Consider the following 26,805-nt stretch of genomic DNA (forward strand, 5'->3'; position numbering starts at 1 on the left):
ACCCGGAGCCCACCGTGAAACCCGCGAACGAGGTCCCATGCCGCTGCACCTGACCCCCGAGGACGCGCGCCGCTACCTGGAGAGCGGCGAGGCGCCCGGTCCCCACCTGGACCTGATCGGCGCCATGGCCGCGCAGGCCGCGGCGGCCGGGCTCCGGCTCGGCCTGTTCGAGGCCCTGGCGGACGGTCCCGTACCCCTTCCCGGTCTGGCCGCGGCGCTCGGCGCGGACCCGGCCGGGCTGCGGGTCCTGCTCGGCGCGCTGGCCGCGACCGGGTACGTGACGGACGGGCCCGGCGGGTACGCGCCGACCGCGGTGGCACGCTCCCTGCTCGGCGGGTACGGCAACACGCTGCTGTTCTGGCAGGAGGTCATGGCCGGGCTCTGGGGCGGGCTGGAGGAGTCGGTGCGCTCCGGTGGCCGCACGGCCGACTTCTACACCTGGCTGGGCGGGCGGCCCGACGTGCTGGCCCGCTTCCAGCGGCTGCTGCGGGAGCAGGCGGAGTGGCTGGGAGAGGAGATCGCGGACGCCGCCCCCCTGCCGGACGGCGCCGGGCGGCTGCTCGACCTGGGCGGCGGTCACGCCCGCTACAGCATCGCCTACTGCCGCGACCGGCCGGGCCTGCGCGCGTGCGTCGTCGACCTTCCCGCGGCGCTGGAGGCGGGCCGCGCGGCGACGGCCGCGGCCGGGCTGGCCGGCCGGGTCGAGCTGCTCGCCGGGGACGTCACGGGCGAGCTGCCGTACCGGGGGCAGGACGCCGTGCTGCTGTTCAACCTGCTGCACGGCTTCGGCGAGGAGGAGGCCGCGGCGCTGGTGCGGGCCGCGGTGGGCACGCTGCGCCCCGGCGGGATCGCGCTGGTCCTGGAACGGGACCCCGGCCACCGGGGGGACGCGGTCGCGCGCGCCTTCACCTCGTTCTTCGAGCTCAACCTGCACCACACCCAGGGCGGGCGCCTGCACTCCCCGGGTACGGTCGACGGCTGGCTCGCCGCGGCCGGGTGTCCCGGGACGCGACGGCACGTCCTGACGCGTTCCCCGGCGCACGTCCTGACCGTCGCGACCCGGGCGTGAGGACCGGGCGGATCGGCGGGCCCGCGGATCGCCTGACGGGCCCGCGGGCACACGGGTCCACGCGGTCCCGAGGAGTCGCCGGGCGCGTGCCGCCGACCCCGGCCCGCGCGGTCGAACACGGGCCGGTGAAGCCCAGGTAACGGTCGGCTGTGGGTCCGCTCCGCGGATCACCGCGCGGGTGCCTGCTGTGCGAGGATCGGCGCCTGTACATGCGCGGTGAAGGTGATGGAGCGTGGCCACGATGAGTTCGACGAGGCGCTGGATCGTTCCCGTGACGGGCCTCCTGGCGGCGAGCGCGCTCGTCGCGGTCACCGGCGCCGCCGAGGCCACGACGGCCACGACGGGCGCGACGAGCACCGCGGGCGCCTCGGCCACCGCGGGCGCGTCCGGTACGGCGAGCGTGTCGGGTACGGCGGTCACCGCGGGCACGGCCGGCACCGTCTACTACGTCGACTCCAGGGCGGGCGACGACGCGGCCGCGGGCACCTCGGTCAAGGCCCCCTGGCGCAGCCTCGACAACGTCAACGCCGCGACGCTGCAGCCGGGCGCCATCGTGCGCCTCAAGCGCGGCGGGAGCTGGGCGGGCCCGCTGACCCTGTCGGCCCGCGGCACCGCCGCCGCCCCGGTCACCGTCGAGCCGTACGGCCTGGGCGCCGCCCCCAGGATCGGCGGCAGGGACGCGGCCTGCGTGGTGGTGTCGGGCTCCTACGTGCGGGTGGCCGGGATACGGGCGAGCAACTGCCAGTGGTCCGGTTTCGAGGTGAGCGGGAACCGCAACGAGCTGGACCGCGTCATCGCCGACCGCAACATCACCGGGGTCCACATCATCGGCGCGCACAACGTCCTCAAGAACAGCGTGCTGACCGACAACGACCGGATGAGCGTCAACGACGAGGGCGGCGACGACGACTCCGGCGCCTTCGGCGTGCTGCTCAACGGTGACGACAACCTCGTCACCGGAAACGTGATCACCGGCAGCTACGCGAAGAGCAGGGACTACGGCACCGACGGCGCAGCCGTCGAGGTGTTCAACGGCGACCGCAACCGGGTCACCCACAACGTCGCCAGGAACAACGAGACCTTCGTCGAGCTGGGCGCGAGGAAGGGCAGGACCGCCACGGGCAACGTCTTCGCGCACAACGTGGTGACCTCCTCGCGCCGCGGCTCCTTCCTCGTCACCCGCGGTCCCCGCCACGTGGTGGGCCCGGTGAAGGGCACCGTCGCGGTGCACAACTCGGTCCACCTGCCGGCCCGCGACACCATCGGCTGGGCCTGCCACCACGGCTGCTCCCCGGGCATCCTGAAGCTGCGCAACAACGTCATCGTGGTGGGCGGGCAGGTCGGGTTCGAGGACGGCAAGGGGGCCGACGAGGACGCGGGCGTCTACCGGGGCCGCTCCAGGCGGTTCACGCTCGGCCCGCGGTCGATCATGGCCGACCCCGGCTTCCGGAGCCCCACCGACCTGCGCCTGCGGCCGGGCTCCCCGGCCCGGGGGCGCGGTGTCCGGCTCGGGCCCGCCTGGTACGGAGGGGCGGTCATGGCCCGCGACGTGTCCGGTGCCGTGCTCTCCGCCACCCCCGCCGCCGGTGCCTACCAATCCTGATATTTACTGATTTTGAGCATTGTTTTGGACATCTTCCTGGAACCCTCGTGAAACCTGGTTGGGACAGGCTGGGGACCAGAGCGAGGTGATCGACGATGATGTTGCGGCTACGGGTCTCCTTCCCCGACCGTCCGGGCGCCCTCGGCCAGGCGGCCCGGGTGCTCGGCACGCTGGGCGCCGACATTCTCCAGGTGACGGTCCTGGAACGGGAGTCGGGCCGGGCGGTGGACGACTTCACCGTCTCCTGGCCGGGCACCGTGGACGCGGACACGGTCAGGGACCGGCTCTCCGGCGTGCCGGGGATGCGGGTGGAGGGCGTCTGGTCCACCAGGGAGATCCCCGGAGCCGCCCCCGACTACGACCTGCTGAAGCACGTGGCCGCCGACCCCGGCCGGGCCTTCGCCACGCTGGTGGACGCGGTGCCCGACCTGGTGAGCGCCGAGTGGGCGGCGATCCTGTCCTCGGAGAGCGGGGAACTGCTCCACCGCAGCTGGCAGGCGCCACGGACGCTGGACGAGACGGGCGGCCTGGCGGGCGTCAAGGCGGCCGACCTGGCCCCGCTGCGGCCGGCCGTCCTGGGGTCGGGCCGGTACCGGATGATGAGCGTCCCGGTGCCGGGGACGGGCCTGCACCTGGTCATGGCGCGCACCGACGGGCCGCCCTTCCACCGCGTGGAGCTGGAGCGCGCCGTCCGGGTGCTGGAGATCGTCTCCATCATGAGCCGCACCCCCTGAGCCGGTGCGCCGAGGTGACGTACCTCCGAGACCGGACGACGGTGCCGGGACGCGGCGTCCCCGGGGCGGGCCGGGGCGGGGACCGTCAGCGCTGCGGGGGGTCGACGCGGGCGCCGTCCATGGTGAAGAGCATCAGCCGGGTGGAGTCCACGCCGACCCGGGCGGACTCCCCGGCCCGCCAGACCGGTCGGGAGCCGAGGCGGACGATGAGGTCCGCCCTGCGGTGGTGACCGCTGGCGTGCTCCTGCTGCCGCAGGGGCTCGGCGTCCTCGTCCGCCACGGTACCGGGCATCAGCCGGCGCAGCACCGAGCGGATCCGGCCGCCGGTCAGGGAGGGGTCGCCCAGCGCGTGGGCCTTCTGGCGGGGGTCGGGCGGCTCGGGGACGGCCACGGAGGTCAGGCCGCTCTCGACGTAGGCGAGCCACTCGTGACCGTGGTACTCCAGCGCGCGGACCCGGCCCAGGAAGACCGGCCCCTCGAAGCTGTCGGGGACCGGTGCCAGGCAGTCCGGGCGCAGCCCGACGATGATCTGGCGGCCCACGTGCTGGGAGATGACGTACGCCCTGGGATCGGTCCAAGGGATCATGATCTGATGCGGGCCGAAGTCCAGCAGGATGTACTGGTTCTGCGGGGTGCGGACGGTCGCCGCGAGCAGGTTGAGCTGCTGGGAGCTGAGGAAGGCGGCGGTGAAGGCGGTCGCGGGGTCGTTGTAGACCTGTCCGGGGGTGCCGACGTCCTGCAGCACGCCGCGGTTCATGATGGCGATCCGGTCGGCCAGGGTCAGGGCCTCGACCTGGTCGTGCGTGACGTAGATCGTGGTCACCCCGAGCGAGCGGACCAGCGAGGAGATCTCCATCCGGAGCTCGGTGCGCATCCCCGCGTCCAGGTTGGACAGCGGCTCGTCCATCAGGAAGAGCGAGGGCTGGCGGACGATCGCGCGGCCCATCGCGACGCGCTGGCGCTGGCCGCCGGAGAGCGTTCCAGGGCGTCTCTCCAGCGTCTCGTCGATCTGCAGTATCTTCGACAGCTCGGTCACGCGCTCCCTGACCATCGCCGGGTCGGCCTTGGCGATCTCCAGCGGGAAGGCGATGTTGCCGCGTACGGTCCGGTGCGGGTAGAGGGCGCCGTTCTGGAACACCATGGCCACGTCGCGGTCACGCGGAGCGAGCTCGTTGGCGAGCGTGCCGCCCAGCCAGAGGTCACCGTCGGTGACGTCCTCGAGTCCCGCGATCATCCGGAGCAACGTGGACTTGCCGCAGCCGGAGGGTCCGAGCAGGACGAGGAACTCCCCCTGCTCCGCACGCAGGCTCATGCGATCAACCGCAAGGTATCCACCCGGGTACACCTTGCTCACGTTATCGAGGACGACGGTACTCATGCGCGCTCGTTCCTCCCGGACGACCCCGCCCGGATCCCAGCCGTGTGATTGATGAGGTAGTACATCGCGTCGCTTGCCCGTGTGTCCATAGATGTCGTTAGAAATCGCTCATCTTATGGTTACTTCTTCGTTCCCTGATGTGACGGAGGGTCATGACCGGATGGCTTTACGGCGACCTCACGGCGAGGGTTGAGATGTTACAGTTTGTGAAAATTTGCAGAAACGAACCGCACGGGGGACGCCGGGCGCCGATCGGCTCGCGCCCGCCTGTGCCGCAGGGTGGGGTGGCTCGTGATGGACGGTGAAATCGCGCAGACCTCGCGCTCACGCCCCGACGGTGCGTCGATCCGGCTGGCCGACATCGCCGCGCACGCCGGGGTGAGCGAGGCCACGGTCAGCCGGGTGCTCAACGGCAAGCCCAGCGTGTCGTCGTCGACGCGGCAGGCGGTGCTGGCGGCCCTGGACGTCATGGGGTACGAGCGCCCGCAGCGGCTGCGCCAGCGCAGCAACGGGCTGATCGGCCTGGTCACCCCGGAGCTGGACAACCCCATCTTCCCGGCGTTCGCCCAGGCCGTGGAGAAGGCGCTGACCCAGCACGGCTACACCCCGGTGCTGTGCACCCAGCTCCCCGGCGGCGCCCCGGAGGACGAGTTCACCGAGCTGCTCATGGACCGCGGGGTCAGCGGCATCGTGTTCGTCTCCGGCCTGCACGCCGACACCACCGCCCGGATGGACCGTTACACCCGCCTGACCGACCGCGGCCTGCCGATCGTCCTGGTCGACGGCTACAGCGAGCGGATCGAGGCGCCCTTCATCTCCCCGGACGACCGGGCCGCGGCCCGGCTGGCCGTGCAGCACCTCGCCGACCTGGGCCACGAGCGGATCGGCCTGGCCGTGGGGCCGCGCCGGTTCGTCCCGGTGATCAGGAAGATCGAGGGCTACCGGCGGGCGATGTCCCAGCTGCTCGGGGCGGTCGAGGTGGACGAGCTGATCTCGCACTCGCTGTTCTCGGTGGAGGGCGGCCAGGCCGCGGCGACCCAGCTGCTGGCCCGGGGGTGCACCGGCATCGTGTGCGCGTCCGACCTGATGGCGCTGGGCGCGATCCGCGCCTGCCGGGACCGGGGCCTGACGGTGCCGGGTGACGTCTCGGTGGTGGGGTTCGACGACTCGCCGCTGATCGCGTTCACCGACCCTCCGCTGACCACCGTGCGCAAGCCCATCGGGGCGATGGCCTCGGCGGCGGTGGCCACCCTGCTGGAGGAGATCAACGGGGTGCACGCCAAGCACGTCGAGCTGATCTTCCAGCCCGAGCTCGTGGTGCGCAGCTCCACCGGCTCCGGCCCGCTGGTCAACCGCTGACCTCCCGCACGGACGGCCGCGACCGGCGCGACCGGACCCGATGGCCTTCCGGGGACGGGTGGCACCGGCCCCGCCGGACCGGTGCGAGCATGGGCGCATGAGCACAGCCCGCGACGCCAGCGACCCCAGCTGCACCGTCGACGTCGTCGTCATCGGCGGGACCGGCGTCGACACCACCGCCTACGTCCCCTCGCTGCCCCTGCCGTACGCCGACACCTACGCGGTGCCCCCGGTGATCGACCGGATCGGCAACACCGGCAGCGGCGTCGCCCTGGGCTGCCACGCCCTGGGCCTGAGCGTCAAACTGGTCGACCTGATCGGCGACGACCCGCAGGGCCGGTTCATCAGGGACCGCTTCGAGGGCACCGGCATCGACACCGCCTGGGCGCACGCCCCGCAGGGGACCCGGCGCAGCGTCCTGCTCGTCGGCCCGGACGGGCGGCGCACCTCGCTGTTCGACCCGCGGGCGGCGCCGGGCGAGCGGCTGCCCAGACGGCTGTACCTGGACGCGGTGCGCGCGGCCCGGCACGTCCACGTGTCGATCAACGACTTCTCCCGCCACGTCTACCCCGACCTGGAGGACAGGACCACGGGGCTCGTCTCCACCGACCTGCACGACTGGGACGGCGACGACGACCACCACAGGGACTTCGCCCTCTCCTCCGACCTGGTCTTCCTGTCGGCCACCGCACTGGGCACGCGCCGCGACGAGGTGATGCGCGGCATCCTGGCCCGGGGCCGCGCACGCGCCGTCGTCTGCACCGACGGCGCCGCGGGCTGCCGTGTCCTCGACGAGGACGGCTTCGGCGACGTCCCGGCCGCGCCCCTGCCGGCCCCGGTGGCCGACACCAACGGCGCCGGCGACGCGTTCGTCTCCGGGGTCCTGTACGGGCTGCTCGCCGGGAGGCCGCTGCGCGACGCCCTCCCGCTGGGCGCCGTCGCCGGAGCCCACGCCTGCACGTCGGCCGGCACCCACGAGGACCCCGTCGACGAGCCGACGCTGCTGCGCAGGGAGCGGGAGCTCCCCGCGCCGCCCGGCCCCGGCAGGGCGCGGGACCAGAGCCCGGACAGGTCGCGCTAGCGCGTGGACAGGTCGCTCAGCAGCCGCGCCGCCCGCTCGCGGTAGGCCGCCACGTTGCGGAGTTTCACGTGCTCGTACCCCCGGATCAGGTCGGGCAGCCCGGCCAGCTCCAGCACCCGCCCGGCGGTCTCCGGGCGCAGGTGGTCCAGCGCGCGGTGCACGTCGCGGGTGTACTCGCCGGCGAGCTCCCGCTCGGTCCCGCGCACCGACCCCAGCCCGAACGGGTCCAGCCGGGTCCCGCGCAACCGGCGCATGCCGTACAGCGCGCGGAAGGCCGGGTCGAACCAGGTGCCGAGCCGGATCTTGCGCTTCACGCCCATGGCGCGCAGCACCGGCGGGTGCAGGTTGTAGGAGATCCGCGCGCCCGGCCCGAACTCGGCGGCGATCCTGGCCCGCTCGGCCGGGTCGAGGTGCAGCCGCGCCACCTCGTACTCGTCCTTGTACGCCATCAGCCGGTGCAGCTCGCGGGCGTAGGCCTCGGTGACCGGGCAGGAGTCCGCCGAGACCGCCCGCTCGCGCTCCAGGACCGCGCGGACCGCGTCGGCGTAGCGGGCGGCGTGGCGCAGGTCCTGGTAGGCGACCAGGTCGGGCACCCGGACGGTGAGGATGCGGTGCAGCTCGGTGCCGGGCTCGGCGACCGCGTCGACGAGCCGCGCGGCCTGCGGGGACGGGGCCGGCGCGACCGGGGACGCGGGACGGGTCGCCTCGGCCACCGCTTCGGCCACCGCCTCGGGGGCGGCGACGACGGCGCGTCCCCAGGCGAAGGCGGTCAGCGTCCGCTCGGCGGACCGGCCGCCGGTCGCGCGGATCGCCCCCTCGATCGCCTCCAGCCCGACCGGGATGAGGCCGCGCTGCCAGGCCGCCCCGATGACGATGGTGTTGGCCGGCATGTGGTCGCCGAACAGCGCCTGGGCCAGCCGCTCGGCGTCGAGGTAGACGTTCAGCCCGCGCCGGGTCCGCGTCTCCAGCACCGCGATCGGCGAGGCCGGGTCGGTCAGGTGGGTGGACGGGTCGAGCACCATCGAGCCGGTCGGGGCCAGGCTGGTGGAGACCACCGCAACGGTCCGGCCGCGGTCGGCCGCGGCCAGGTGGGCGGGGTCGGTGGCGCCGATCAGGTCCAGCGCGAGGTAGGCGTCCACGCTGGCCGTGCCGCCCCGCGCCGTACGCTCCCCGTCGTCGCCTTCCCCGTCGGCGTCGTCGTAGATGAGGATGTCGGAGACGACGGTGCCGCCCTTCTGGGCCAGGCCGGTCTGGTCGAGCCCGCGCGAGCGCCTGCCGTCGAGCATCGCGGCGGTGCCGAGGATCTGCGCGACCGACACCACCCCGGTGCCGCCGACGCCGACCATCCTGATCGACGCCTCACCGGCGCGCGCCTCGGGCAGCGGCATCACGGGCGGTACGGGCACGACGGTGCGCCTCCCGGCGGCCTTGCCCCTGGCGGGCAGGACGGTCACGAAGGACGGGCAGTCGCCCTCCACGCAGGAGTAGTCCTTGTTGCAGGAGGACTGGTGGATCTCGGTCTTGCGGCCGAACTCGGTCTCCACCGGCAGCACCGACAGGCACTCGGACTTCTGCCCGCAGTCGCCGCAGCCCTCGCAGACCCGCTGGTTGATCGCGACCCTCTTGGGCGGGTCGGGCAGCTCGCCCCGCTTGCGCAGCCGGCGCTTCTCGGCCGCGCACTGCTGGTCGTGGACGAGCACGGTCACGCCGGGGATCGCGGCCAGCTCGCGCTGGGCGTCGTCCAGGGCCGTGCGGTCGCGGACCTCGGCGATGCCCGCCAGCCTGATCCCGCGGTAGCGCCCGGGCTCGTCGGTGGTGACGACGACCCGGCGCACCCCCTCGATCTCCAGCCAGCGGGTCAGCTCGGCCACCGACAGGGCCGGGGTGATGGTCTGCCCGCCGGTCATCGCCACCGCGCTGTTGTAGAGCAGTTTGTAGGTGATGTTGACGCCCGCGCCGACCGCGGCCCTGATCGCGAGCGAGCCGCTGTGGTGGAAGGTGCCGTCGCCGAGGTTCTGGAAGATGTGCGGGGTGTCGGTGAAGGGCGCCTGGCCGATCCACTGCGTCCCCTCACCGCCCATCTGGGTCAGGCCCAACAGCTCGCCCTTGCCCTCGCGGTTGAGCACCACCATCGTGTGGCAGCCGATGCCGGCGCCGACGGGCGCGTTGTCGGGCACGGCGGTGGAGCGGTTGTGCGGGCAGCCCGAGCAGAAGAAGGGCGTGCGCTTCGGGGCGAGCAGCGTCAGCGGCGCCGGGCGGTTCAGCAGCGCGAGTCCGGCGTCCATCCGGTCGCCGAAGCCGGTCAGGCCGCGGCGGCGCAGCCGGAAGGCGATGGCCTTGGCGGCCAGGTCGGCGTCGACGGATCCGTACCCGGGGATCAGCCGCTCGCCGTTCTCGTCGTGCCTGCCCAGCACGCGGGGGGCGCCGGTCATCCCGTACAGCACGTCCTTGACGGAGGTCTCCAGCAGCGGGGCCTTCTCCTCCACGACCAGGATCTCCGTCAGGCCCCGGGCGAACGCGCGGACGATCTCCTTCTCCAGCGGCCAGATCATGCCGATCTTCAGCAGCCGGACGCCGGCCTCCTCGGGGGTGACGCCCAGCTTGCGGAAGCCCTCGCGCACGTCGTGGTAGGCGGTGCCGGAGGCGACGATGCCCAGCCAGGCGTCCGGCGGGTCGCAGGTGACGCGGTTGAGGCCGTTCTGGCGGGCGTAGGCGCGGGCCAGCTCCAGCCGCGGGCCGACCAGGGTGCGCTCCATCTCCAGCGACCACGGGGTCAGCAGGGTGGCGTCGGGCACGTGCCGGTAGGGCCTGCCCTCGTACTCGACCTCGGGTACGACCGGGGCGGCCCGGTCGTACCCGAGGTCCACGGTGCCGGTGGCGTCCACGACGTTGGAGACGGCCTTCACCGCCACCCAGAGGCCGCTGACCCGGGACGCCATGATCGCGTGGCGTCCCAGGTCGAGCAGCTCCTGGACGCTTCCGGGGTGGACGACCGGCATGCCGAGCGCGGCGAGCGCGGTCTCGGTCGCCGAGGGGAGCGTGGAGGACTTGCAGGAGGGGTCGTCCCCGCAGAACGCGATCAGGCCCCCGGAAGGGTGGGCGCCGACGAAGTTGCCGTGCCGGAACGCGTCGGCCGCGCGGTCCACGCCCGGCGCCTTGCCGTACCAGACGCCCAGCACGCCGGACCTGCGCGGGCGGGGGAGGGTGGGCACCAGCTGGCTGCCCCAGACGGCGGTGGCGCCGAGTTCCTCGTTCTGCCCGGGGCGGTGCACCACGCCGAGCGGCTCGGCGTGGCGCCGCGAGCGGGCCAGCTCCTGGTCGAAGCCGCCCAACGGGGAGCCGGGGTAGCCCGACACCATCGCGCCGGTGTCCAGGCCGGCGGCGCGGTCGGCGCGCATCCGGTCGAGGATCACCCGCACCAGGGCCTGGGTGCCGGTCATGAAGACCCGGCCCTCCTGGCGGAGGTAGCGGTCGTCAGGGGAGATCTCACGGGCGTCGGCGAAGATCGTCATGGTCCTGGTCCCGTCTGTGGCGCTCCTGCGATGCCCGCAAGGTTATGCCAGACAGAACAAAATTCGATTTCAATCTTTCCAAGGCCGGACCGTCTCGTTAGCATCCGATGTCATGGACGGGACGGATCGCGCAATTCTCAACCACCTGCAGGTGGACGGGAGGCTGAGCAACCTGGAGCTGGCCGAGCGGGTGCGGCTGACGCCGTCGCCCTGCCTGCGCCGGGTCCGCAACCTGGAGGAGGCCGGGGTGATCACCGGCTACCGGGCCGTGATCGACCCCGCGGCGGTGGGCCGGGGCTTCCAGGTCGTCGCCTACGTCGAGCTGGAGGGCCAGGACGCCGAGACGGTCACCGCCTTCGAGGCGGCCGTCCTGGAGATCGACGACGTGGTCGAGTGCCTGCGGATGTTCGGCCGCCCCGACTACGTGCTGCGGGTGGCCGTGCCCGACATGGACGCCTACAGCCAGCTCTGCCTGGAGCGGCTCGGCCGCCTGCCCGGCCTGGACAAGCTCACCTCGCAGATCGCGATGAAGGCCCTCAAGACCGGCGGCGCCCTGCCCCTGTGAGAGCAGGACGCCCGGCGGTCCCGGAGCCGTCCCCGGGGACCGCCGGGCGTCCTCGCCGTGATCGACGGCGCCCGGTCAGCCGCCGAGCGTGACGTGCAGGATCCTCTCGTTGCTGTTGTTCGGCGTGCTGTCCTTGTCGCCGGTGTTGGAGGTGGTCAGCCACAGGCCGCCCGGGGCGGGCTCCACGGTGCGCAGCCGGCCGTAGGTGCCGTTGAAGTAGCTCTGCACCCCGGTCAGGCTGCTGCCGCTGATCACCGCCCGGTACATCCGGGTGCCCCGCTGGCAGGCCACGTAGAGCGCGTCCCGCACGACGGCGATGCCGGAGCAGGAGCCGTCCGCGGTGGGATAGGTGCGCTTGGGGGCGATGAACCCGGCGGTGCCGCAGGCGCCGCTGGTGCCCTCGCACGCCGGCCAGCCGTAGTTGCCGCCCCTGGTGATGAGGTTGGTCTCGTCCATGACGCTGTTGCCGAACTCCTGCTCCCACAGCCGGCCCTGGGAGTCGAACGCCAGCCCCTGCGGGTTGCGGTGGCCGTAGCTCCACACGGGGTTGCCGAACGGGTTGTCCGACGGCACGCTGCCGTCGGGGTTGATCCGCAGGATCTTCCCGCTGAGGTGGGACGTGTTCTGCGCGTGGTCGCCGTTCTGCGCGTCGCCGGTGCTGGCGTACAGCTTGCCGTCCGGGCCGAACCGCAGGCGGCCGCCGTCGTGGTACTTGTTGCGCAGGATCCCGCTGAGCAGGACCTGCCCGCCGGCGGTGTCGAGCCTGTCGTTCACCAGCCTGATCCGCACGATCCGGTTGTCGGTCGGCGAGGTGTGCATGATGTACACCCAGCGGTCACTGGTGAAGGTGGGTGAGATCTCCAGGCCGAGGAGGCCGCCCTCGCCGTCGGTGCCGGCCACGTTCGGCACGGTGCCCACGGTCGTCTTCGCCCCGGTGGAGGGGTCGAGGCGGACGATGTCGTCGGCGTCGCGGCGGCCGTAGAGGATCGTGCCGTCCGGGAGCGTGACCAGACCCCACGGGATGTCGGTGTCGGTCGCGACCTGCTTCACCGTGCACACCGGGTTGGCGCACGCCGCGCCGGTGGTCGCCGTCACGGTGTCGCTGCGCGCCGAGACGTTGGCCTGCCCGTCGCGGGCCACCACGTGGTACTGGTAACTCGTGGCGCCCGCCAGCCCGCTGTCGATGAAGGTGGTGGCCGGCGGGGTGCCGTTGACCGCGCCGACCTTGGCGCCGCCGCGGTACACGTCGTAGGCGCGGACCCCGACGTTGTCGGCCGAGGCGGTCCACCTCAGCGTCACCGTGGTACCGGACACCGACGCGGTCAGCTGCGTCGGGGCGCTCGGCGCCTGGGTGTCGGCCTGGCACTGCGGCGGGGTGATCGTCACCGTGGTGCTGGCCTGCGAGACGTTGCCCGCGGCGTCGCGCGCGTTGACGTACAGGCCCCAGGTGGCCCCGGGGACCACGGTGAGGCTCGTGGACAGCGTGGTGCCGCTCACCGTCTTCATCTGCTGGCCGTCGTGGTAGACGTCGTAGAAGGCCACGCCGACGTCGTCGGTCGAGGCGTTCCAGGCGAACGTCACCGAGTCGCACGTCAGGTTGCTCACCCGCGGGCCGCCCGGCACCGTCGGGGGCCGGGTGTCGGTGCCGCCCGCGGACGTCGTCCACCGCTGGTTGCCGCGCCCGGTGCAGGTCCACAGCCCCACCCGGGTGCTGTTCGCCGTGCCCTCGCCGGTCACGTCCAGGCACAGGCCCGACTGCACGCCGGTGACGGTGCCGTCGGCGTTGATCCTCCAGCGCTGGTTGGCGCCGCCGGTACAGGTGTAGATCTGCAGCGCGGCCGGGGCGGTGGTGTCCTGGCCGACCACGTCCAGGCACATCGTGTCGCCGTACACCCGGAACTCACCGGCCGCGGTGAAGGTCCAGGACTGGTTGGCCTGGCCGTTGCAGTCGTAGATGTTGACGCCGGTGCCGGAGGCCGTGCTGTTGCCGATCACGTCGAGGCAGCGGCCGGAGGCCACGCCGACCACGGTCGCCGGTGCCGCCGAGGCGGGCGCCGCGCCCGCCACCGTCATGGCGAGCGCGGCGGCCACGGTGGCCACCGCGGTCATCGCGGCCACCAGCACGCGAGGCCACGGCCTCCGGCCGTTGGTCGAGGGGGGTGTTCGCACCTGTTCTCCAAGGGGGGATCGTCCGCGGGGTTTCCGGGGTGAGGTGATCGTCAGCCTACGTGGCAAAGCTGACCGTTTCGGGAGTTTTGTGTTGACTCCTTCTGTCCGAAAAGATCGGCCGGAAACCGCCGCGGCGTCCCCCATGGCCGCCCGGCTACTCGCCGCGGGTCACGACGTCACGCGGAAGGTGGCGTCGCCCCGGCTCTGCGCGTCGCCGATCGGGTCGAGCCGGAGCAGGTAGTCGTAGTGCCGGATGTACCGGTCGGGGTGGTTGTACGACTGGAAGGACGACCACGACGCGTCGGCGAGCCCGGCGACCCGGCGGAACGTGGAGTCGGCCGCGAAGGTCGCCGTGCCGTCGTCGGGCGCGAGGACGAAGTCGAACCCGTAGTGCCGCAGGTAGTACCCGGGGTAGTTCACCGACGCGAAGGACACGTGGCCGTTTGCGTTCGCCAGGCCGGGCACCAGCCGGAACTGCGCGTCCTGGGCCGGGCTGACGTTCGCGTCGATGCGCACGTCGAGGTTCGCGTGCCGCACGTACCGGGTCTGGAAGTTGTACGACTGGATGCGGTTGACCGGCACGGTGGCGCCCCAGCGTCCCAGGACGCGGTTCTCCTCCGCGGCGGTCAGGTTGAGGATGGAGCCGTGCCGCTTGCGGTTGGTGCCCATGCCGTGGTCGGAGCGCGTCCGGAAGTTCCGCGTGCTGCCCAGGTCGGTGGAGGTGACGGGCATGTAGCCGCGGCCGGTGGCGTACTGGTCCAGCCACAGGGCCCACTCGTTGCGGCCGTTGAACTGCGCCCACATCGGGCCTTCCACCACGTTGCCGCCGCCCGTGCCGTTGGAGATCCCCATGTGCGACAGGTTCCCCAGCGTCGTCCAGGACCCCAGGATCGAGTTGCTCGCCTCGATCGTGATGTGGCCGTCCGCCGAGGCCCGGTAGTACCGGTAGCCGCCGACGGCACCGGGCACCTCGACGATCTGCGTGTCGATGATGCCCTGGCTGCCGCCGCGCTCGATGTACAGCTGCGGTGCCGTGAAGCTGCGGAAGTCGCTGGTGCGCGCGTACCAGATGCGGTGCTTGGTCACGCCGTTGCGGGGCGAGTTCGTGACCCAGTACAGGACGTAGTCACCGGTCTCGGGGTTGTACACGGCCTCGGGCGCCCAGGCGTTGCCCGCGCCGGGGATGGCGCCCGCGACGTTGATCAGTCGCGGGGCCGACCAGTTCACCAGGTCGCTCGACTCCCACACGACGAGCGAGGTGCTCCCGCGGTTCGCGGCGTCGCTCCACGAGGTGCCGGCGGCGATGCGCAGGTCCGTCGCGACGATCCAGTACCGGTCACCGGCGGGGGACCGGACGAGGGCGGGGTCCCGGACCCCTCGCGTGCCGACCGTGGAGCGCAGGACCAGGCCGCCGTTGTTGAGGTCGGTCCAGCGCAGCCCGTCGTCGCTGTGGGCGAGGTAGATCTGCTCGCCGTTCGCCGACTCCCCGGTGAAGTGCGCCATCAGGTATCCGGTGAAGGGTTCGAGGGCGACCGCCGCCCTCGGCGCGGCCAGCGACCACGAGGTGAACATCAGGCAGGCGGCGAGCACCGCGCCCACCCTGGACAGGGCCTTCAACATGCGTTTCTCCTTCGGGGGGTGAGCACGACGGGGCCGGGGGCCGCCGTCCCCGGCGACCTCCGCCCGGCCGGCCCGGCGGCGTCGCGGGGACACGGGCGCGTCACACGTCGTTCCTTCTGTCGGCCCGCGACTGTTAGCGTTAACATCTCACGTCGTGGAAATTCGTCCATCGCAGGGATACGTGACCGCCGGCGCGCTGAAATCACGGCACGGGACCCCGGCCCGGCCGGGGTCACATCGGCGTCACATCAGTGTGATCGCCGGTATCGGGTCGGTCAATACCCCATGACACCCGGTCGCCGACCGGTCGCCGACGTCACGCGGGCGAGCCGGGAGGGTCCTCCGGAAAGCGCAGTTCACGGGCGTCCTATCGGCCTGCCGGTGCCGCGAGGGCCCGCTCCGTCCGGTGATCCGGCTATTGACAACCTCCCTGCGAGCGTTAACACTCTGCGAAACACACCGGAGACCCGGACGGAACCCCGGCCTCGCCCTCCCACCGGCGATTCGGGATCCCGTCCTCTTCGGGATCTCACGCGAAGGAATGTTAGCGATAACATTTCTCGCTCCGTCGACGCCTCGACCCGATCATGACTCCTTCCGGCCGGCTCCGGGAGGAACCCACCACGAGGAGACGCCCATGGTCCACCGTCATGTCTCTCGCAGGACGCTGCTCAAGGCCGGGCTGGCCGCGCCGGTGGGGGCCCTCGCCGCGCCCGCGCCCGGCGTGACCGGAACGGCACGCGCGGCCCTCGCGGCCACGTACTCGGCGTACGTGATGGGCTACTTCAAGGAGTCCCCGAACCAGTCCGGCGACAGCTACGCCCTGCACCTGGCGGTGAGCTCCGACGGCCTCGACTGGACGCCGCTGAACCAGAACGACCCGGTCGCCACACCGACGGCCGGCATGCAGGGCCTGCGCGACCCCTTCATCCTGCGCAGGCAGGACGGCACGTTCACGGTCCTGGCCACCGACCTCAAGGGTCGCGTGTTCAATCTCGACAACCAGTACGTCCACGTGTGGGACTCGGCCGATCTGACCTCCTTCACCGGCTACCGCCGGGTGCGCCTGCACACCATGAACACGCACTCCTGGGCCCCGGAGGCGTTCTGGGTCCCCTCCCGCAACCAGTACGCGGTCATCTACTCGGCCAACAACGGCACCCGCGACGTGTTCATGGTCAACTGGACCACCGACTTCGTGAACATGGGCACGCCCCAGGTGTTCTTCGACCCGGGCTTCAACGTCCTGGACGGCGACGTCCTGGTGGACGGCGGGAATTTCTACCTGGCGTACAAGAACATGGCCGACGGCAACCTGTACGTGGCGCGCTCCACCACGGGCCTGCCGAACAGCTTCACCACGCTCACCACCGGCCTGCGGCAGGGCGGCGCGATCGAGGCGCCGATCCTGGTCAGGTCGAACACGAGCAACACGTTCTGGCTGTGGGGCGATTCCTTCTCACCGGCCAACGCCGTCTTCTACGCCTGGCAGTCGGCCGACGTCAACGGCAACGCCTGGTCGCCGATCGGCCTGCGCGCCTACACCGCGCCGATCAACGCCAAGCACGCCACCGTCACCCCGATCACCGCGGCCGAGCGGACCGCGCTGGTCAACCGCTGGGGAGCACCGCGGTGGAACCGCCTCAAGTCGTACAACCTCCCGGATCACTACGTGCGGCACGCGGGCAACGTCGCGCGGATCGACCCCTTCCCGATGGACCCGACGGCCGACCAGCAGTGGCGCCTGGTGCCGGGCCTGGCCGACCCGGCCGGGGTGTCGTTCGAGTCGGTGAACCTCCCGGGCCGCTACCTGCGGCACTCGAACTACGCCCTCAGGCTCGATCCGAACGACAACACCCCGACGTTCCGGGCCGACGCCACCTTCCACCGCACCGCCGGCCTGGCCGACGGCGCGTGGGCCTCGTTCCGGTCGCACAACTTCCCGGACCGCTACGTCCGGCACTCCGGCCACGTGCTGCGCATCGACCAGCTCGGCACCGGCTCCGCCCTGGCCGCCCGGCAGGACGCCACCTTCCGGGTCACGTACTAGAGCCGTTCGGGATCCTGATCGGGGCGGGACCCGGTGCCGGGCCGGCCGTGGCCGGTGGGGACCCGGACTCCGGGCGGCTCCTAGCGCAGCAGGGGGAGCCGGCCGGTGAGGCGCTCCACCACCGCCCGCGGGCCCAGCAGGCTGACCGCGTAGTAGGCGAGGTCCGCTCCGGCGGTACGGGCCAGCCCGGCCAGGTACTCGTCGTAGACGTTGGTCCGCTGCGCGATGGCCGCCATGTCGGTGACGACCAGCTCGGCCTCGCCGGCCGCGTCGTCCCGGACCCGGCGGATCGTCTCACCGGGAGCGGCCAGCACCGTGCACCCGATCCACGGCAGGCCGGCGTGGGCGCGGTCGGAGGCGTCGGTGCCGGACGGGCCCAGGATCGCCGGCACGGCCCCGCCCACGGACGCGGCCAGGCAGGCGGCGGCGTTGGCCTGCAGGCCGCGCGGCAGATCCCCGTCGATCACGATCACCCACTTCACCGGGAGCCTCCGGGTGGGCAGGTCGGTCCGGCGCTCCAGGCCGGCGGCCCAGCCGGCCTGACCGGCCGGGGCGTCCTGAGCGGCGGGGGCGGTCCCGGTGGTCGTCCGCACGGTCATCTCCACGATCCTCTCTTCGAACTTGTGAGTGGACGGTCGCATCTTCTCCGTATGACTCACAACTCGATCGAGGCGATTCCGAATTAAGTTCAGGAATTTCTGCGAAGATGGGTCCGTGGACGAATGTGACACGGCCATTCTGGCCGAGCTGCAGCGCGACGGCCGCCAGACCAACCGCGAGCTGGCCGAGCGGATCGGCATCGCGCCCTCGACCTGCCTGGAGCGGGTCCGGTCGCTGCGGGCCAGGGGGGTGATCCAGGGATTCCACGCCGAGGTCGACCTGGCCGCCATCGGCCGGCCGGTCCAGGCGCTGATCAACGTCCGGCTGCACCCCAAGGTGCGCGAGGCGGTCGAGGCCTTCCGCGACCATGTCACCGCGCTCCCGGAGACCCTCGCGGTCTTCGTGGTCTCCGGCGGCGACGACTTCATCGTCCAGGTGGCCGTGCGCGACACCGGGCACCTGCGCGACTTCGTCCTCGACCACGTCTCCCGGCACCGCAACATCGCCGACGTGCGCACCTCGCTGGTCTACGACCACATCCGCAAGACCTCGGTCGAGGTGCTCCCGCCGGGGCGGCCGAGCCCGCCGAGGACCCGCCCCCGTCCCGCGTCCCCGCCCGCCTGACGGCGGGCGGGAAGGCCGCGTCGGGGGAGGACGACCCTCAGGTGGTGATGTTGACGACGCTGGTGAGGATGACCACGGAGTCCTCGTCGGCCTCCAGCGAGTGCCGCCGCTGCGGGATCGCGGCGGCCTGCCCCGCGGAGAGCGAGGCCCCCTGGCCGGTGCCGGAACCGTCGGCGGGCTCACCGTCGACGACCCGCACCCGTCCCGACAGGACGTGCAGCGTCGCGGCCGGCGGGGCGTCGTGCTCGCCCAGGACGGTTCCCGCGGTCAACGCGATGATCGCCTGGCGGAGCGTGCCCTCGTCCAGGTAGGTGTGCGCGCTGCGGCCGTGCGCGCTCTGCCTGGCCAGGGAGAGGTGCTCCTCGGCGAGAGCCGTTATGTCGATCATGTTGTTTCCTCCCGGTCGTTCTGACATGCCCCTGGTGGGCGGGGCGCAGAACCGTATATGGGTTGAGTCAGCGGCTCCGCGGTGCTTCGGGCCGCTCGTCGAAGCGGATCGCCCGGAGCATATCCGCATCCGGGCGGCCCAGGACGGTCACACCGGCGGCCGGGGGGAGCGTGCCGTCGCGGGCCTGGTCCATCAGCATCCGCCAGCGGCGGCAGTGCCGGGCGAAGGTCGCGTCCGTGACGACCCGGCCGCGGGCGCGCTGCCCCTCCCGGGCCGTGGCCGGGTCCACGTCCAGCAGGATCAGGTGGACCTCGCTGCCGACCCTGCGGGCCAGCCAGGCGAAGCCGTACAGGATGTGCGGCCAGGTGCCCCGGGTGTGCGCCACGACGCCGTGCCCGCCGAGCAGGGCGCGGGCGATCCGCACCACGTGGGTGGTGTGCACGATCGGGACGCGGGCCCGCGGCGGGATCGGGCCGAGGTAGCGGGTCCACCAGTTGCGGGACTGGCGCGAGTCGATGACCCGCACCTCGCCCGCGCGCACCGGATCGCGCTCGTCGCCGCTGAGCCCGTACAGCCGGTCGAGCAGGGTGCTCTTGCCCGCCCCCGGGATGCCCGCGAGCAGGACCAGCGACCCCGCCGGGTAGCGCAGCTCTCCGTCCGGGGGACGGCCTGCCGGTGTGGTGGCCATCACGTGCACCTCGCGGAGATGGGGAATGTCGCTCGTCACGCTTCGGGCGCCCTTCCAGTGGCGGACAGGAGTTCGCCGCCGGGAGGCGCGGCGCCGTGCCGGGGGGAGCACCGGGCGGGTGGCACCCGGAAGCGGGGAGGGACGGTCGGCGGGCATGTTCGCACCTCGAATGCGCTCGTCATCCGAGGTCTCCTTCACCCGCATCGTCGCGGGCGACCGTCCGGGGACGTTGCAGAACGTCCGTACTGACCGGGCCGATTCTTGGGAAGTACTCCCCTCGCTGCTTCAAGGTTAAAGGAAACCGAGGGCGGACGTGGTCATCGAGGGCTCCCGGCCCGGGAACGCGCCACCGCGCCCGGCCTCGGGAGGGCTTCCCGGGGCGTCCGGGGAGGGCTCACCGGGAGGCCCGGAAGGGGCCCGCGGGAGGTGCCGTGGACGTGCCGTGGACGTGCCGCGGCGCCGGCAGCCCCCGTGCCGGTCCGCGACCGGCACGGTGACCGGCCTGACGGACCTTCGACGGGGAGTGCCGGCGCCGCTGTACGGGCCGCGGGCAGGGCGGAAACGGGGGACGGCAGAAACGGGGGAACGGCGGGAACGCGGGAAACAGGGGGAAACAGAGGAGAACAGGGGGAACGGAGCCCGCGGCAGGACACGGGGGCGGAGCGGGGGCGGGCCGTGGACCGGGCGCCAGCGGACCACGGGCCGACCTGCGGGCACGGGCGGGCACGGGCGGGCACGGACGCTCGGGTCCGTCCGCGATCGGTCAGTAGCCGTACCCGGAACCGCCGGAGTTGTTGGAGTTGGAGTTGGAGTTGCCGGAGTTGTGGGAACTCGGGTGCGAGGACCTCGGGGACGGCGAGGCGCTGGGCGAGGACGAGGACCCACCGGCGCCCGCGGGCCTGATCACACCGAGCAGGCCGTGCGTGCCGCCGTCGCTGCCCGCGCTGAACCAGAGCGCGTCGGTACCGCCGACCGCCTCGGTGCCCGGCTCCAGGTCCCACAGGCCGCTCAGCGTGATGGGCCGGCCGTCGGAGGAGCGCAGCGGGCCGAGCGGGCGGCCGTTGCGCGGGTTGTAGGCGTTGATCCGGCCGTCGCCGAAGTTGCCCACGAGCAGCGCCCCGGAGTGGGCGCCGAAGCCCTTCGGGGCCAGCGTCATCGCCCAGGGGGCGTTCAGGGCCCCGCGCGCGGCGAAGCGGCCGACGAACCGGCCCGAGCCGTTGAACTGGCTGACGAACCCCTTGCCCTGCCCGGCCACCGACTTGCCGGTCTGCGGGTCGCGCTTGGCGTACGCGACGAGGATCGAGCGCCCCACCACCTCCACGTTGAACGGGGCGTAGTCCTCGGGCAGGCCGGGGTCGCGGAACGCCCGCCGGCTCGTCGGGATCCGGTCGAAGTCGCCGTCGAAGACGTGGACCCGGTTGCCGGCGAAGTCGGCGGCCAGCAGCATCGCCCCGCGGTCGGTCGAAGCCAGGGCCAGGCCCTTGAAGTCGGCCCCCCTGACGAACGCGCTGATGATCGCGTCGTCCGGGTCGGCCTCGGCGTTCCAGCCGGTGATGGCCCCGCTGGGGCTGGCGAAGATGAAGGTCGCCGGTCCCGAGCCGCCCGGGCCCTTGACGACGAACTCCTCGCCCATGTTGACGACCTGCCCGGTGGGTCTGCCGCCCGGGACGCGGACCTGGGTCTTCTCCTGCTTCACGCCGCCCGCGCCGCCGGAGTAGACCGTGGCCAGGCCGGTGCCCGCGGCCGAGACCCAGAGGGTCTTGCCCATCGCCAGGCCCCACGGGTTGACCAGTGTCGCGTCCGTGATCGCGGCCCGTCCCCCGACGTCCGAGACGAGGTTGGTGACCGAGAAACGGCTCCGCGTGAGCGCCGTCCCGGCCTTCGCCTGGCCCGTCCCGGCCTTCGCCTGGCCGGTTCCGGCCGGTACCTGTTTCGCTCCGCCCTGCGCCTGTCGTGTCCCGGCGGACGCCGTACCGGCGACCCCCATGACCAGGACCGTGGCGCAGATCGTGACGATGCGTACTCGCATGCATGGCTCCTCTGTGAGGGAGTGCCTTTCGCCGCGAGATACGCGCGGGGCCCGCGCCGGGTTCAGCCCGCCCGGGAACGGCGGGTGGCGGGCGGGGGCCGAGAGGGCGTGACGAGGGGTGTGACGAGGCGGCCCGCGACCGCCGGGTGGGGCGGCCGCGGGCCGGATCCATGAACGTCACACCGGGTCACGGTGCCTCATGGCCGCGGGCGGGTCCAGGGAGGACGGACACGCCCGCGGGGATCGTGGTCCGGCACGGGCCGGAGCCTGCGCGCGAGGCCGCGGACGGGGCCCGGCGCGGTGCCGGAGGCGGGAGGGCGAGGGCCGGCTACCGCAGGGCGGCCGCCTCGACGGCCAGCTTCTCGATCCGGGCGTAGTCGCCCGAGGCGAGCGCGTCGGCCGGGGTGAGCCAGGTGCCCCCGACGCAGCCGACGTTCGGCAGCGCCAGGTAGGCCGGGGCGGTGTCGGGCCTGATGCCGCCCGTCGGGCAGAACCTGACCTGCGGCAGCGGGCCGCCGAGCGCCTTGAGGTACGGCAGGCCGCCGGCCGCCTCGGCGGGGAAGAACTTCATCTCGCTGACCCCCCGGTCGGCCAGCGCCATGACCTCCGAGGCGGTCGCCACGCCCGGCAGGAACGGCACCCCGCTCGACTCCATGGCGTCGACCAGCCCGGGGGTGGTCCCCGGGCTGACCAGGAAGCGGGAACCGGCCGCGACGGCGGCGGCCACGTCGGCCGCGCCGCGGATCGTGCCCGCGCCGATCACCGCGTCGGGGACCTCGGCGGCGATGCGCCCGATCGCCTCCAGGGCCGCGTCGGTGCGCAGGGTGACCTCGATGACCGGCAGGCCGCCCGCCACCAGGGCGCGCGCCAGGGGGACCGCGGTCTCCACGTCGTCGATGACGACGACCGGGACGACCGGGGCGATGTCCAGCAGGCTCATGCGTACTCCATGTCTGACAGGCGTTGGTCCAGCCACGCCGCCGCGCCGACCAGGGCGGGCTGAGGGGCCACGATCAGCGTCGTGGCGATGCCGGAGAGGTAGTCGTTCAGGGTGGGGGTCGCCTCGAACCGGCGGCGGAAGTCGCTGGAGCGGACCCGCTCCACGATACGCGGCAGCACCCCGCCGCCCAGATAGACACCGCCCCTGGCGCCCAGGGTCAGGGCGACGTTCCCGGCGAAGGTGCCGAGCATCGCGCAGAAGACCTCGACGGTCTCGGCGCAGAGCGTGTCGTCCATCCGGGCGACGATCTCGGCGGCCGGCAGCCTGGGCGCGTCCGTGCCGTGGACCAGCGCCAGCCCCCGATGCAGCCGCGACAGGCCCGGACCGGACAGCAGGTGCTCGGCGACCACGTGGTCCAGGCCGTCGGCCCGCAGCGCGCGGACGATCTCGTGGTCCCGCTCGTCCAGGACCGGGGCGGTGACGTGCCCGCCCTCCCCGGGGATCGGCACCCAGCCTCCGGCGGAGGGCACCAGGCCGCCCACGCCCAGTCCCGTCCCGGGGCCCAGCACCGCCTTGACACCGTCACCGGGATCCGGGCCGCCCAGAGCGGCCAGGTCCTCGCCGTCCAGGTACGGCAGGGACATGGCCAGGGCCTCGAAGTCGTTGAGCAGCCAGGCGTCGGGGATGCCCAGGTCGCGTACCGACCCCGTCCATCCGGCGTTGGTGAGCCGGTAACGGTCCCCCTCCACGGGCCCCGCGATCGCGACGCACGCGGCTCCCGGCCGAACTCCGCCCGCATGATCTGCGAGATAGGCGGCTACGGCTCCGGGTAGGCCGTCGTGTTCCGCGCCCGCGAGCACGGCCACCGCCTCGGGACGGCCACCGGGTTCGGTGACCAGCCCGAAGCGGGCGTTGGTGCCGCCGATGTCGGCGACGAGCCAGGGGAGGGTCATGAGGTCGCGTCCGGGACGGTCGAGGGACGGGCGGCGGCCAGGGCCTCGAGGGCCGCCGATGCCTCGGCGCGGCCGTTCAGGGCGAAGACGCTCGCGCCGCGCTCGGCCGGTCCGGCGGCGCGGCGGAAGGCGCCGAACAGCTCGCGGCCGGTACCGACCCAGCGGGCGTCGCTGAGCGGCGCGCCCTGCACGGGCCGGGCGGCCAGCTCCTCGGCGGGCACCAGCAGCTCCAGGGTGCCCGCGGCGGCGTCGAGGCGGATCGGGTCGCCGTCCAGCACCCGCGCGATCGGGCCGCCGTCGGCGGCCTCGGGCGAGAGGTGGATGGCGGCCGGGACCTTGCCGGACGCGCCGGACATGCGGCCGTCGGTGACGATCGCCACCCGCTGCCCGCGGTCCAGCAGCACCGCCATCGGCGGGGTGAGCTTGTGCAGCTCGGGCATGCCGTTGGCGCTGGGTCCCTGGTAGCGGATGACCGCCACGAAGTCCTGCCCGTCCAGCTCGCCCGCGTCGAAGGCGCGCAGCAGCTCCAGCTGGTCGTCGAAGACCTTGGCCGGGGCCTCGATGACCAGGTGCTCGTCCTTGACCGCGGAGACCTTGGTGACCGCGCGGCCGAGGTTGCCGTCGAGCATGTGGATGCCGCCGTCGGCGGAGAACGCGTCGGCGACCGGCCGCAGCACGTCCGGGTCGGTGCTGCCCTCGGTGCGCTCCTGCCAGACCGGTTCGCCGTTCTTCAGCTCCACGGCCGAGCGGTAGTGGTCCAGCCCGCGGCCGGCGATCGTCAGCACGTCGCCGTGCAGCAGCCCGGCGTCCAGCAGCTCGCCGATGAGGACCTGCATCCCGCCCGCGGCCTGGAAGTGGTTCACGTCGGCCTGGCCGTTGGGGTACATCCGGGTCAGCAGCGGCACGACCTTCGACAGGGCGGCCAGGTCGTCCCAGAGCAGCTCGATGCCGGCCGCGGCGGCGATGGCGACGATGTGCATGGTGTGGTTGGTGGAGCCGCCGGTGGCCAGCAGCGCCACGCAGGCGTTGACGATCGCCTTCTCGTCGACGACCTCGCCGACCGGGGTGTACTCGTCGCCGTGCGCGGTCAGCTCGACCGCGCGCCTGCCCGCCGCCCGGGTCAGGGCCTCGCGCAGCTCGGTGCGCGGGTTGACGAACGTGGCGCCCGGCAGGTGCAGGCCCATGACCTCGATCATGACCTGGTTGGAGTTGGCGGTGCCGTAGAAGGTGCAGGTGCCGGGGGAGTGGTAGGACTTCGCCTCGGCGTCGAGCAGCTCGTCCTTGCCGACCTTGCCCTCGGCGAACAGCTGCCGGGTGCGGGCCTTGACCTTGTTGGGCAGGCCGGAGGTCATCGGCCCGGCCGGCACGAACACCGCGGGCAGGTGGCCGAAGTGCAGGGCGCCGATCAGCAGGCCGGGGACGATCTTGTCGCAGACGCCGAGCAGGAGGGAGGCGTCGAACATGTCGTGGGAGAGCGCGATCGCGGTGGACATCGCGATCACCTCGCGGCTGTAGAGCGACAGCTCCATGCCGGCCCGGCCCTGGGTGATGCCGTCGCACATCGCGGGCACGCCGCCGGCGAACTGCGCGACGCCGCCCGCCCTGCGCACGGCGTCCTTGAGGATCGCCGGGTAGGTCTCGTACGGCTGGTGCGCCGAGAGCATGTCGTTGTAGCTGGACACGATCGCCACGCCCGGCTTCACGTTGGCCCGCAGGTCCCGCTTGTCGGCCTCGCCGACCCCGGCGAAGCCGTGGGCGAGGTTTGCGCATCCCAGGCTCGCCCTGGCCGGTCCGCGGCGGCGGGCCGCCTCGGCCTCGGCGTGCAGCCTGGCCAGGTACGCGGTGCGGCTGGGGCGGCTGCGCTCGGTCAGGCGGCCGGTGACCTCCTGGATCACGGGATGCATCCGATGTCCTCCGTCGCGGTCGTGATGATCGTGTCGGTCGTCGTGCGGGCCTGAGGCCGCGTCCGGCCGGCCGGAGACGATCAGGTCTGCGGGTCGCGGGGTCTCGGACATGGGGCGGGCTCTCCACGGTGATCTACCGGAATCTGGATAGATCGGACAGTAGTCAGACCTTGCGCTCTCCGCAAGCGGAGTTTTGTCATTTGAGATAAGAAAGTGCGAAGGTTTCATTTACTAAGTGGGTGTGATTCACTTGGCCGATGCCTCGAAGTCCCGCTGCCGCGCTGGCCACCAGCGGTGAGGTGCTGCGCCTCATCCGCTCCGGCGAGGCCGTCACGCGCTCCGACATCGGGCGCGTCACCGGCCTGTCCCGGCCCGCCGTGTCCCTGCGGGTGACCGAGCTGATCGAGCGGAACCTCGTGGTGGAGGACAGCGAGGGCCCCTCCACCGGGGGCCGCCCGCCGACCCGCCTGGTCTTCAACGCCTCCGGCGGGGTCGTGCTGGTCGGCTCCCTGGGGGCCAGCCGCGCCCAGATCGCGGTCTGCGACCTCGGCGGCCGGGTGCTGGCCGGGGCCGGGCTGGCGGTGGACGTGGAGGAGGGCCCGGACGTCGTCCTCCCCCTGGTCATGGCGACCTGGAGCGAGCTGCTCGACGGCCTTCCCGGCACGCCGGTCCGCGGCGTCGGCCTGGGCGTCCCGGCCACCGTGGAGTTCGCGGCCGGCCGCACCGAGAGCACCCGGATCATGGCGAGCTGGACCGGTGTGGCCATCCCGCCGATCATCGCCGAGCGCTTCCCCGTCCCGGTCTTCCTGGACAACGACGTGAACGTCATCGCGATCGGCGAGCACCGCGAGGTCTACGCGGGCCAGGCCGACGACCTGCTGTTCATCAAGGTCTCCACCCGGATCGGCTCCGGGGTCATCGCCGGGGGCGAGATCCTGCGCGGGGCGCTGGGCGCCGCCGGGGAGATCGGGCACATCCCGGTCCGCGACGGCGGGGGGGTGCTCTGCCGCTGCGGCAACGTCGACTGCGTCGACTCGGTCGCCAGCGGCACCGCGATCCTGCGCGACCTGCGCGCCCTGGGGTACGAGGTCAAGACCCTCGACGACGTGGTCGGCCTGGTCCGGGCGGGGGACGCGCAGACCATGACCGTGGTGCGCAACGCCGCCCGGATGCTCGGGGAGGTCGTCGCCAGCGCGGTCAACCTGCTCAACCCCTCCGTGGTCGTCCTGGGCGGCGACGTGGCCGAGACCTTCCAGCCGCTGGTGTCGGGGGTCCGCGAGGTGGTCCACCGCCGCTCGACCGCCCTGGCCACCCGCAACCTGCGCATCGAGCGCAGCCGTCTCGGCCCGGAGGCCGGGATCGCCGGGTGCGCCCACATGGTCCTGGACCACATCCTGTCCCCCGAGGCCGTCGACGCGGCCTGGCGGCGGACGGCGGCCCGGCCGGTCCGCTCCCTGGCCTGAGCCCCGCCGCGGACGCGGACCCGGCCGGACGCGGGTCACGACGGGCCGGAGCCGGTGCGGGCGGAGTCGCGGGCGG

General features: G+C 73.0%; 20 protein-coding genes. 9 read left to right on the forward strand and 11 right to left on the reverse strand.

The annotated features are described in order from the left end of the window. Positions 1 to 37 precede the first annotated feature (37 nt). From ACZ6RT_RS14570 to ACZ6RT_RS14580, 3 genes are all read left to right on the forward strand, one after another. On the forward strand, positions 38 to 1,069 hold the full coding sequence (locus ACZ6RT_RS14570; RefSeq protein ID WP_470153857.1) for a class I SAM-dependent methyltransferase: 1,032 nt from the start codon (positions 38 to 40) through the stop codon (positions 1,067 to 1,069). 241 nt (positions 1,070 to 1,310) lie between these two features. Then, positions 1,311 to 2,672, forward strand: a complete 1,362-nt coding sequence (locus tag ACZ6RT_RS14575) for a hypothetical protein (protein ID WP_399189302.1) — start codon at positions 1,311 to 1,313, stop codon at positions 2,670 to 2,672. A gap of 95 nt (positions 2,673 to 2,767) precedes the next feature. Further along, the gene (locus ACZ6RT_RS14580; protein ID WP_470153859.1) at positions 2,768 to 3,406 is read left to right on the forward strand and encodes an ACT domain-containing protein; all 639 of its coding nucleotides are present in this window, start codon (positions 2,768 to 2,770) and stop codon (positions 3,404 to 3,406) included. Positions 3,407 to 3,491: 85 nt separating this feature from the next. Here ACZ6RT_RS14580 and ACZ6RT_RS14585 read toward each other — a convergent pair whose 3' ends face one another. Next, on the reverse strand, positions 3,492 to 4,718 hold the full coding sequence (locus ACZ6RT_RS14585; RefSeq protein WP_399189299.1) for an ABC transporter ATP-binding protein: 1,227 nt from the start codon (positions 4,716 to 4,718) through the stop codon (positions 3,492 to 3,494). Positions 4,719 to 5,078: 360 nt separating this feature from the next. On the opposite strand from ACZ6RT_RS14585, the gene ACZ6RT_RS14590 reads away from it, so the two are divergent. Together ACZ6RT_RS14590 and ACZ6RT_RS14595 are read left to right on the forward strand one after the other, a co-directional pair. Continuing rightward, positions 5,079 to 6,143, forward strand: coding sequence for a LacI family DNA-binding transcriptional regulator (locus ACZ6RT_RS14590; protein WP_344908321.1), 1,065 nt, complete (start codon positions 5,079 to 5,081; stop codon positions 6,141 to 6,143). Positions 6,144 to 6,240: 97 nt separating this feature from the next. Next, on the forward strand, positions 6,241 to 7,224 hold the full coding sequence (locus ACZ6RT_RS14595) for a carbohydrate kinase family protein (protein WP_470153862.1): 984 nt from the start codon (positions 6,241 to 6,243) through the stop codon (positions 7,222 to 7,224). Here the strand turns inward: ACZ6RT_RS14595 and ACZ6RT_RS14600 are convergent. Then, the gene (locus ACZ6RT_RS14600) at positions 7,221 to 10,736 is read right to left on the reverse strand and encodes an indolepyruvate ferredoxin oxidoreductase family protein (protein ID WP_470153864.1); all 3,516 of its coding nucleotides are present in this window, start codon (positions 10,734 to 10,736) and stop codon (positions 7,221 to 7,223) included. The two genes, ACZ6RT_RS14595 and ACZ6RT_RS14600, sit on opposite strands and share 4 nt — an antisense overlap. 112 nt (positions 10,737 to 10,848) lie before the next feature. Between ACZ6RT_RS14600 and ACZ6RT_RS14605 the strand changes: the two genes are divergently transcribed. Then, positions 10,849 to 11,301, forward strand: coding sequence for an Lrp/AsnC family transcriptional regulator (locus ACZ6RT_RS14605; RefSeq protein ID WP_344908331.1), 453 nt, complete (start codon positions 10,849 to 10,851; stop codon positions 11,299 to 11,301). A 75-nt stretch (positions 11,302 to 11,376) separates the two neighbouring features. Here the strand turns inward: ACZ6RT_RS14605 and ACZ6RT_RS14610 are convergent, their stop codons facing one another. Both ACZ6RT_RS14610 and ACZ6RT_RS14615 read right to left on the reverse strand, forming a co-directional pair. Beyond that, on the reverse strand, positions 11,377 to 13,470 hold the full coding sequence (locus ACZ6RT_RS14610; protein ID WP_470153866.1) for a PQQ-dependent sugar dehydrogenase: 2,094 nt from the start codon (positions 13,468 to 13,470) through the stop codon (positions 11,377 to 11,379). A gap of 168 nt (positions 13,471 to 13,638) precedes the next feature. After that, complete coding sequence (locus ACZ6RT_RS14615; protein ID WP_470153868.1) at positions 13,639 to 15,090, reverse strand: glycoside hydrolase family 43 protein; 1,452 nt, start codon at positions 15,088 to 15,090, stop codon at positions 13,639 to 13,641. A 637-nt stretch (positions 15,091 to 15,727) separates the two neighbouring features. Here ACZ6RT_RS14615 and ACZ6RT_RS14620 point away from each other — a divergent pair. Further along, on the forward strand, positions 15,728 to 17,140 hold the full coding sequence (locus ACZ6RT_RS14620) for a glycoside hydrolase family 43 protein (protein ID WP_399189288.1): 1,413 nt from the start codon (positions 15,728 to 15,730) through the stop codon (positions 17,138 to 17,140). An 80-nt stretch (positions 17,141 to 17,220) separates the two neighbouring features. Here ACZ6RT_RS14620 and ACZ6RT_RS14625 read toward each other — a convergent pair whose 3' ends face one another. Further along, a complete protein-coding gene (locus ACZ6RT_RS14625) occupies positions 17,221 to 17,739 on the reverse strand; it encodes a DUF2000 domain-containing protein (RefSeq protein WP_470153870.1) in 519 nt (172 codons plus the stop codon). 115 nt (positions 17,740 to 17,854) lie between these two features. Here ACZ6RT_RS14625 and ACZ6RT_RS14630 point away from each other — a divergent pair, with 115 nt between their 5' ends. Next, entirely contained in the window at positions 17,855 to 18,364 is a 510-nt protein-coding gene (locus tag ACZ6RT_RS14630; RefSeq protein ID WP_399189284.1) for an Lrp/AsnC family transcriptional regulator, read from the forward strand. Positions 18,365 to 18,401: 37 nt separating this feature from the next. Here the strand turns inward: ACZ6RT_RS14630 and ACZ6RT_RS14635 are convergent, their stop codons facing one another. The 6 genes from ACZ6RT_RS14635 to edd all read right to left on the reverse strand — a co-directional run bounded on the left by ACZ6RT_RS14635 (position 18,402) and on the right by edd (position 25,266). After that, complete coding sequence (locus tag ACZ6RT_RS14635; RefSeq protein ID WP_399189282.1) at positions 18,402 to 18,752, reverse strand: cupin; 351 nt, start codon at positions 18,750 to 18,752, stop codon at positions 18,402 to 18,404. Positions 18,753 to 18,819: 67 nt separating this feature from the next. Next, complete coding sequence (locus tag ACZ6RT_RS14640) at positions 18,820 to 19,479, reverse strand: AAA family ATPase (RefSeq protein WP_399189280.1); 660 nt, start codon at positions 19,477 to 19,479, stop codon at positions 18,820 to 18,822. Positions 19,480 to 20,203: 724 nt separating this feature from the next. Continuing rightward, positions 20,204 to 21,469: a TIGR03118 family protein gene (locus ACZ6RT_RS14645; RefSeq protein WP_470153873.1), complete on the reverse strand. Its 1,266-nt coding sequence runs from the start codon at positions 21,467 to 21,469 to the stop codon at positions 20,204 to 20,206. Positions 21,470 to 21,797: 328 nt separating this feature from the next. After that, positions 21,798 to 22,409: a bifunctional 4-hydroxy-2-oxoglutarate aldolase/2-dehydro-3-deoxy-phosphogluconate aldolase gene (gene eda, locus ACZ6RT_RS14650; protein WP_399189276.1), complete on the reverse strand. Its 612-nt coding sequence runs from the start codon at positions 22,407 to 22,409 to the stop codon at positions 21,798 to 21,800. Beyond that, complete coding sequence (locus ACZ6RT_RS14655) at positions 22,406 to 23,362, reverse strand: glucokinase (protein ID WP_470153875.1); 957 nt, start codon at positions 23,360 to 23,362, stop codon at positions 22,406 to 22,408. Before ACZ6RT_RS14655 ends, eda begins: the two co-directional genes overlap by 4 nt. Further along, the gene (gene edd, locus ACZ6RT_RS14660) at positions 23,359 to 25,266 is read right to left on the reverse strand and encodes a phosphogluconate dehydratase (RefSeq protein WP_470153877.1); all 1,908 of its coding nucleotides are present in this window, start codon (positions 25,264 to 25,266) and stop codon (positions 23,359 to 23,361) included. Before edd ends, ACZ6RT_RS14655 begins: the two co-directional genes overlap by 4 nt. A gap of 257 nt (positions 25,267 to 25,523) precedes the next feature. On the opposite strand from edd, the gene ACZ6RT_RS14665 reads away from it, so the two are divergent. Further along, on the forward strand, positions 25,524 to 26,729 hold the full coding sequence (locus ACZ6RT_RS14665; protein WP_399189271.1) for an ROK family transcriptional regulator: 1,206 nt from the start codon (positions 25,524 to 25,526) through the stop codon (positions 26,727 to 26,729). The last annotated feature ends 76 nt before the right edge of the window (positions 26,730 to 26,805 follow it).

This window comes from Streptosporangium sp. NPDC050148, assembly GCF_055586505.1.

What these genes read in the sequence shown, in the direction of transcription:
- ACZ6RT_RS14605 (WP_344908331.1), top strand. Translation starts at nt 10,849, where the DNA reads ATGGACGGGACGGATCGCGCAATTCTCAACCACCTGCAGGTGGACGGG.
- ACZ6RT_RS14665 (WP_399189271.1), top strand. Translation starts at nt 25,524, where the DNA reads ATGCCTCGAAGTCCCGCTGCCGCGCTGGCCACCAGCGGTGAGGTGCTG.
- ACZ6RT_RS14585 (WP_399189299.1), bottom strand. Translation starts at nt 4,718, where the DNA reads ATGAGCCTGCGTGCGGAGCAGGGGGAGTTCCTCGTCCTGCTCGGACCC.
- ACZ6RT_RS14625 (WP_470153870.1), bottom strand. Translation starts at nt 17,739, where the DNA reads ATGACCGTGCGGACGACCACCGGGACCGCCCCCGCCGCTCAGGACGCC.
- edd (WP_470153877.1), bottom strand. Translation starts at nt 25,266, where the DNA reads ATGCATCCCGTGATCCAGGAGGTCACCGGCCGCCTGACCGAGCGCAGC.
- ACZ6RT_RS14580 (WP_470153859.1), top strand. Translation starts at nt 2,768, where the DNA reads ATGATGTTGCGGCTACGGGTCTCCTTCCCCGACCGTCCGGGCGCCCTC.
- ACZ6RT_RS14615 (WP_470153868.1), bottom strand. Translation starts at nt 15,090, where the DNA reads ATGTTGAAGGCCCTGTCCAGGGTGGGCGCGGTGCTCGCCGCCTGCCTG.
- ACZ6RT_RS14600 (WP_470153864.1), bottom strand. Translation starts at nt 10,736, where the DNA reads ATGACGATCTTCGCCGACGCCCGTGAGATCTCCCCTGACGACCGCTAC.
- ACZ6RT_RS14635 (WP_399189282.1), bottom strand. Translation starts at nt 18,752, where the DNA reads ATGATCGACATAACGGCTCTCGCCGAGGAGCACCTCTCCCTGGCCAGG.
- ACZ6RT_RS14645 (WP_470153873.1), bottom strand. Translation starts at nt 21,469, where the DNA reads ATGCGAGTACGCATCGTCACGATCTGCGCCACGGTCCTGGTCATGGGG.
- ACZ6RT_RS14620 (WP_399189288.1), top strand. Translation starts at nt 15,728, where the DNA reads ATGGTCCACCGTCATGTCTCTCGCAGGACGCTGCTCAAGGCCGGGCTG.
- ACZ6RT_RS14595 (WP_470153862.1), top strand. Translation starts at nt 6,241, where the DNA reads ATGAGCACAGCCCGCGACGCCAGCGACCCCAGCTGCACCGTCGACGTC.
- ACZ6RT_RS14575 (WP_399189302.1), top strand. Translation starts at nt 1,311, where the DNA reads ATGAGTTCGACGAGGCGCTGGATCGTTCCCGTGACGGGCCTCCTGGCG.
- ACZ6RT_RS14655 (WP_470153875.1), bottom strand. Translation starts at nt 23,362, where the DNA reads ATGACCCTCCCCTGGCTCGTCGCCGACATCGGCGGCACCAACGCCCGC.
- ACZ6RT_RS14590 (WP_344908321.1), top strand. Translation starts at nt 5,079, where the DNA reads ATGGACGGTGAAATCGCGCAGACCTCGCGCTCACGCCCCGACGGTGCG.
- ACZ6RT_RS14570 (WP_470153857.1), top strand. Translation starts at nt 38, where the DNA reads ATGCCGCTGCACCTGACCCCCGAGGACGCGCGCCGCTACCTGGAGAGC.
- eda (WP_399189276.1), bottom strand. Translation starts at nt 22,409, where the DNA reads ATGAGCCTGCTGGACATCGCCCCGGTCGTCCCGGTCGTCGTCATCGAC.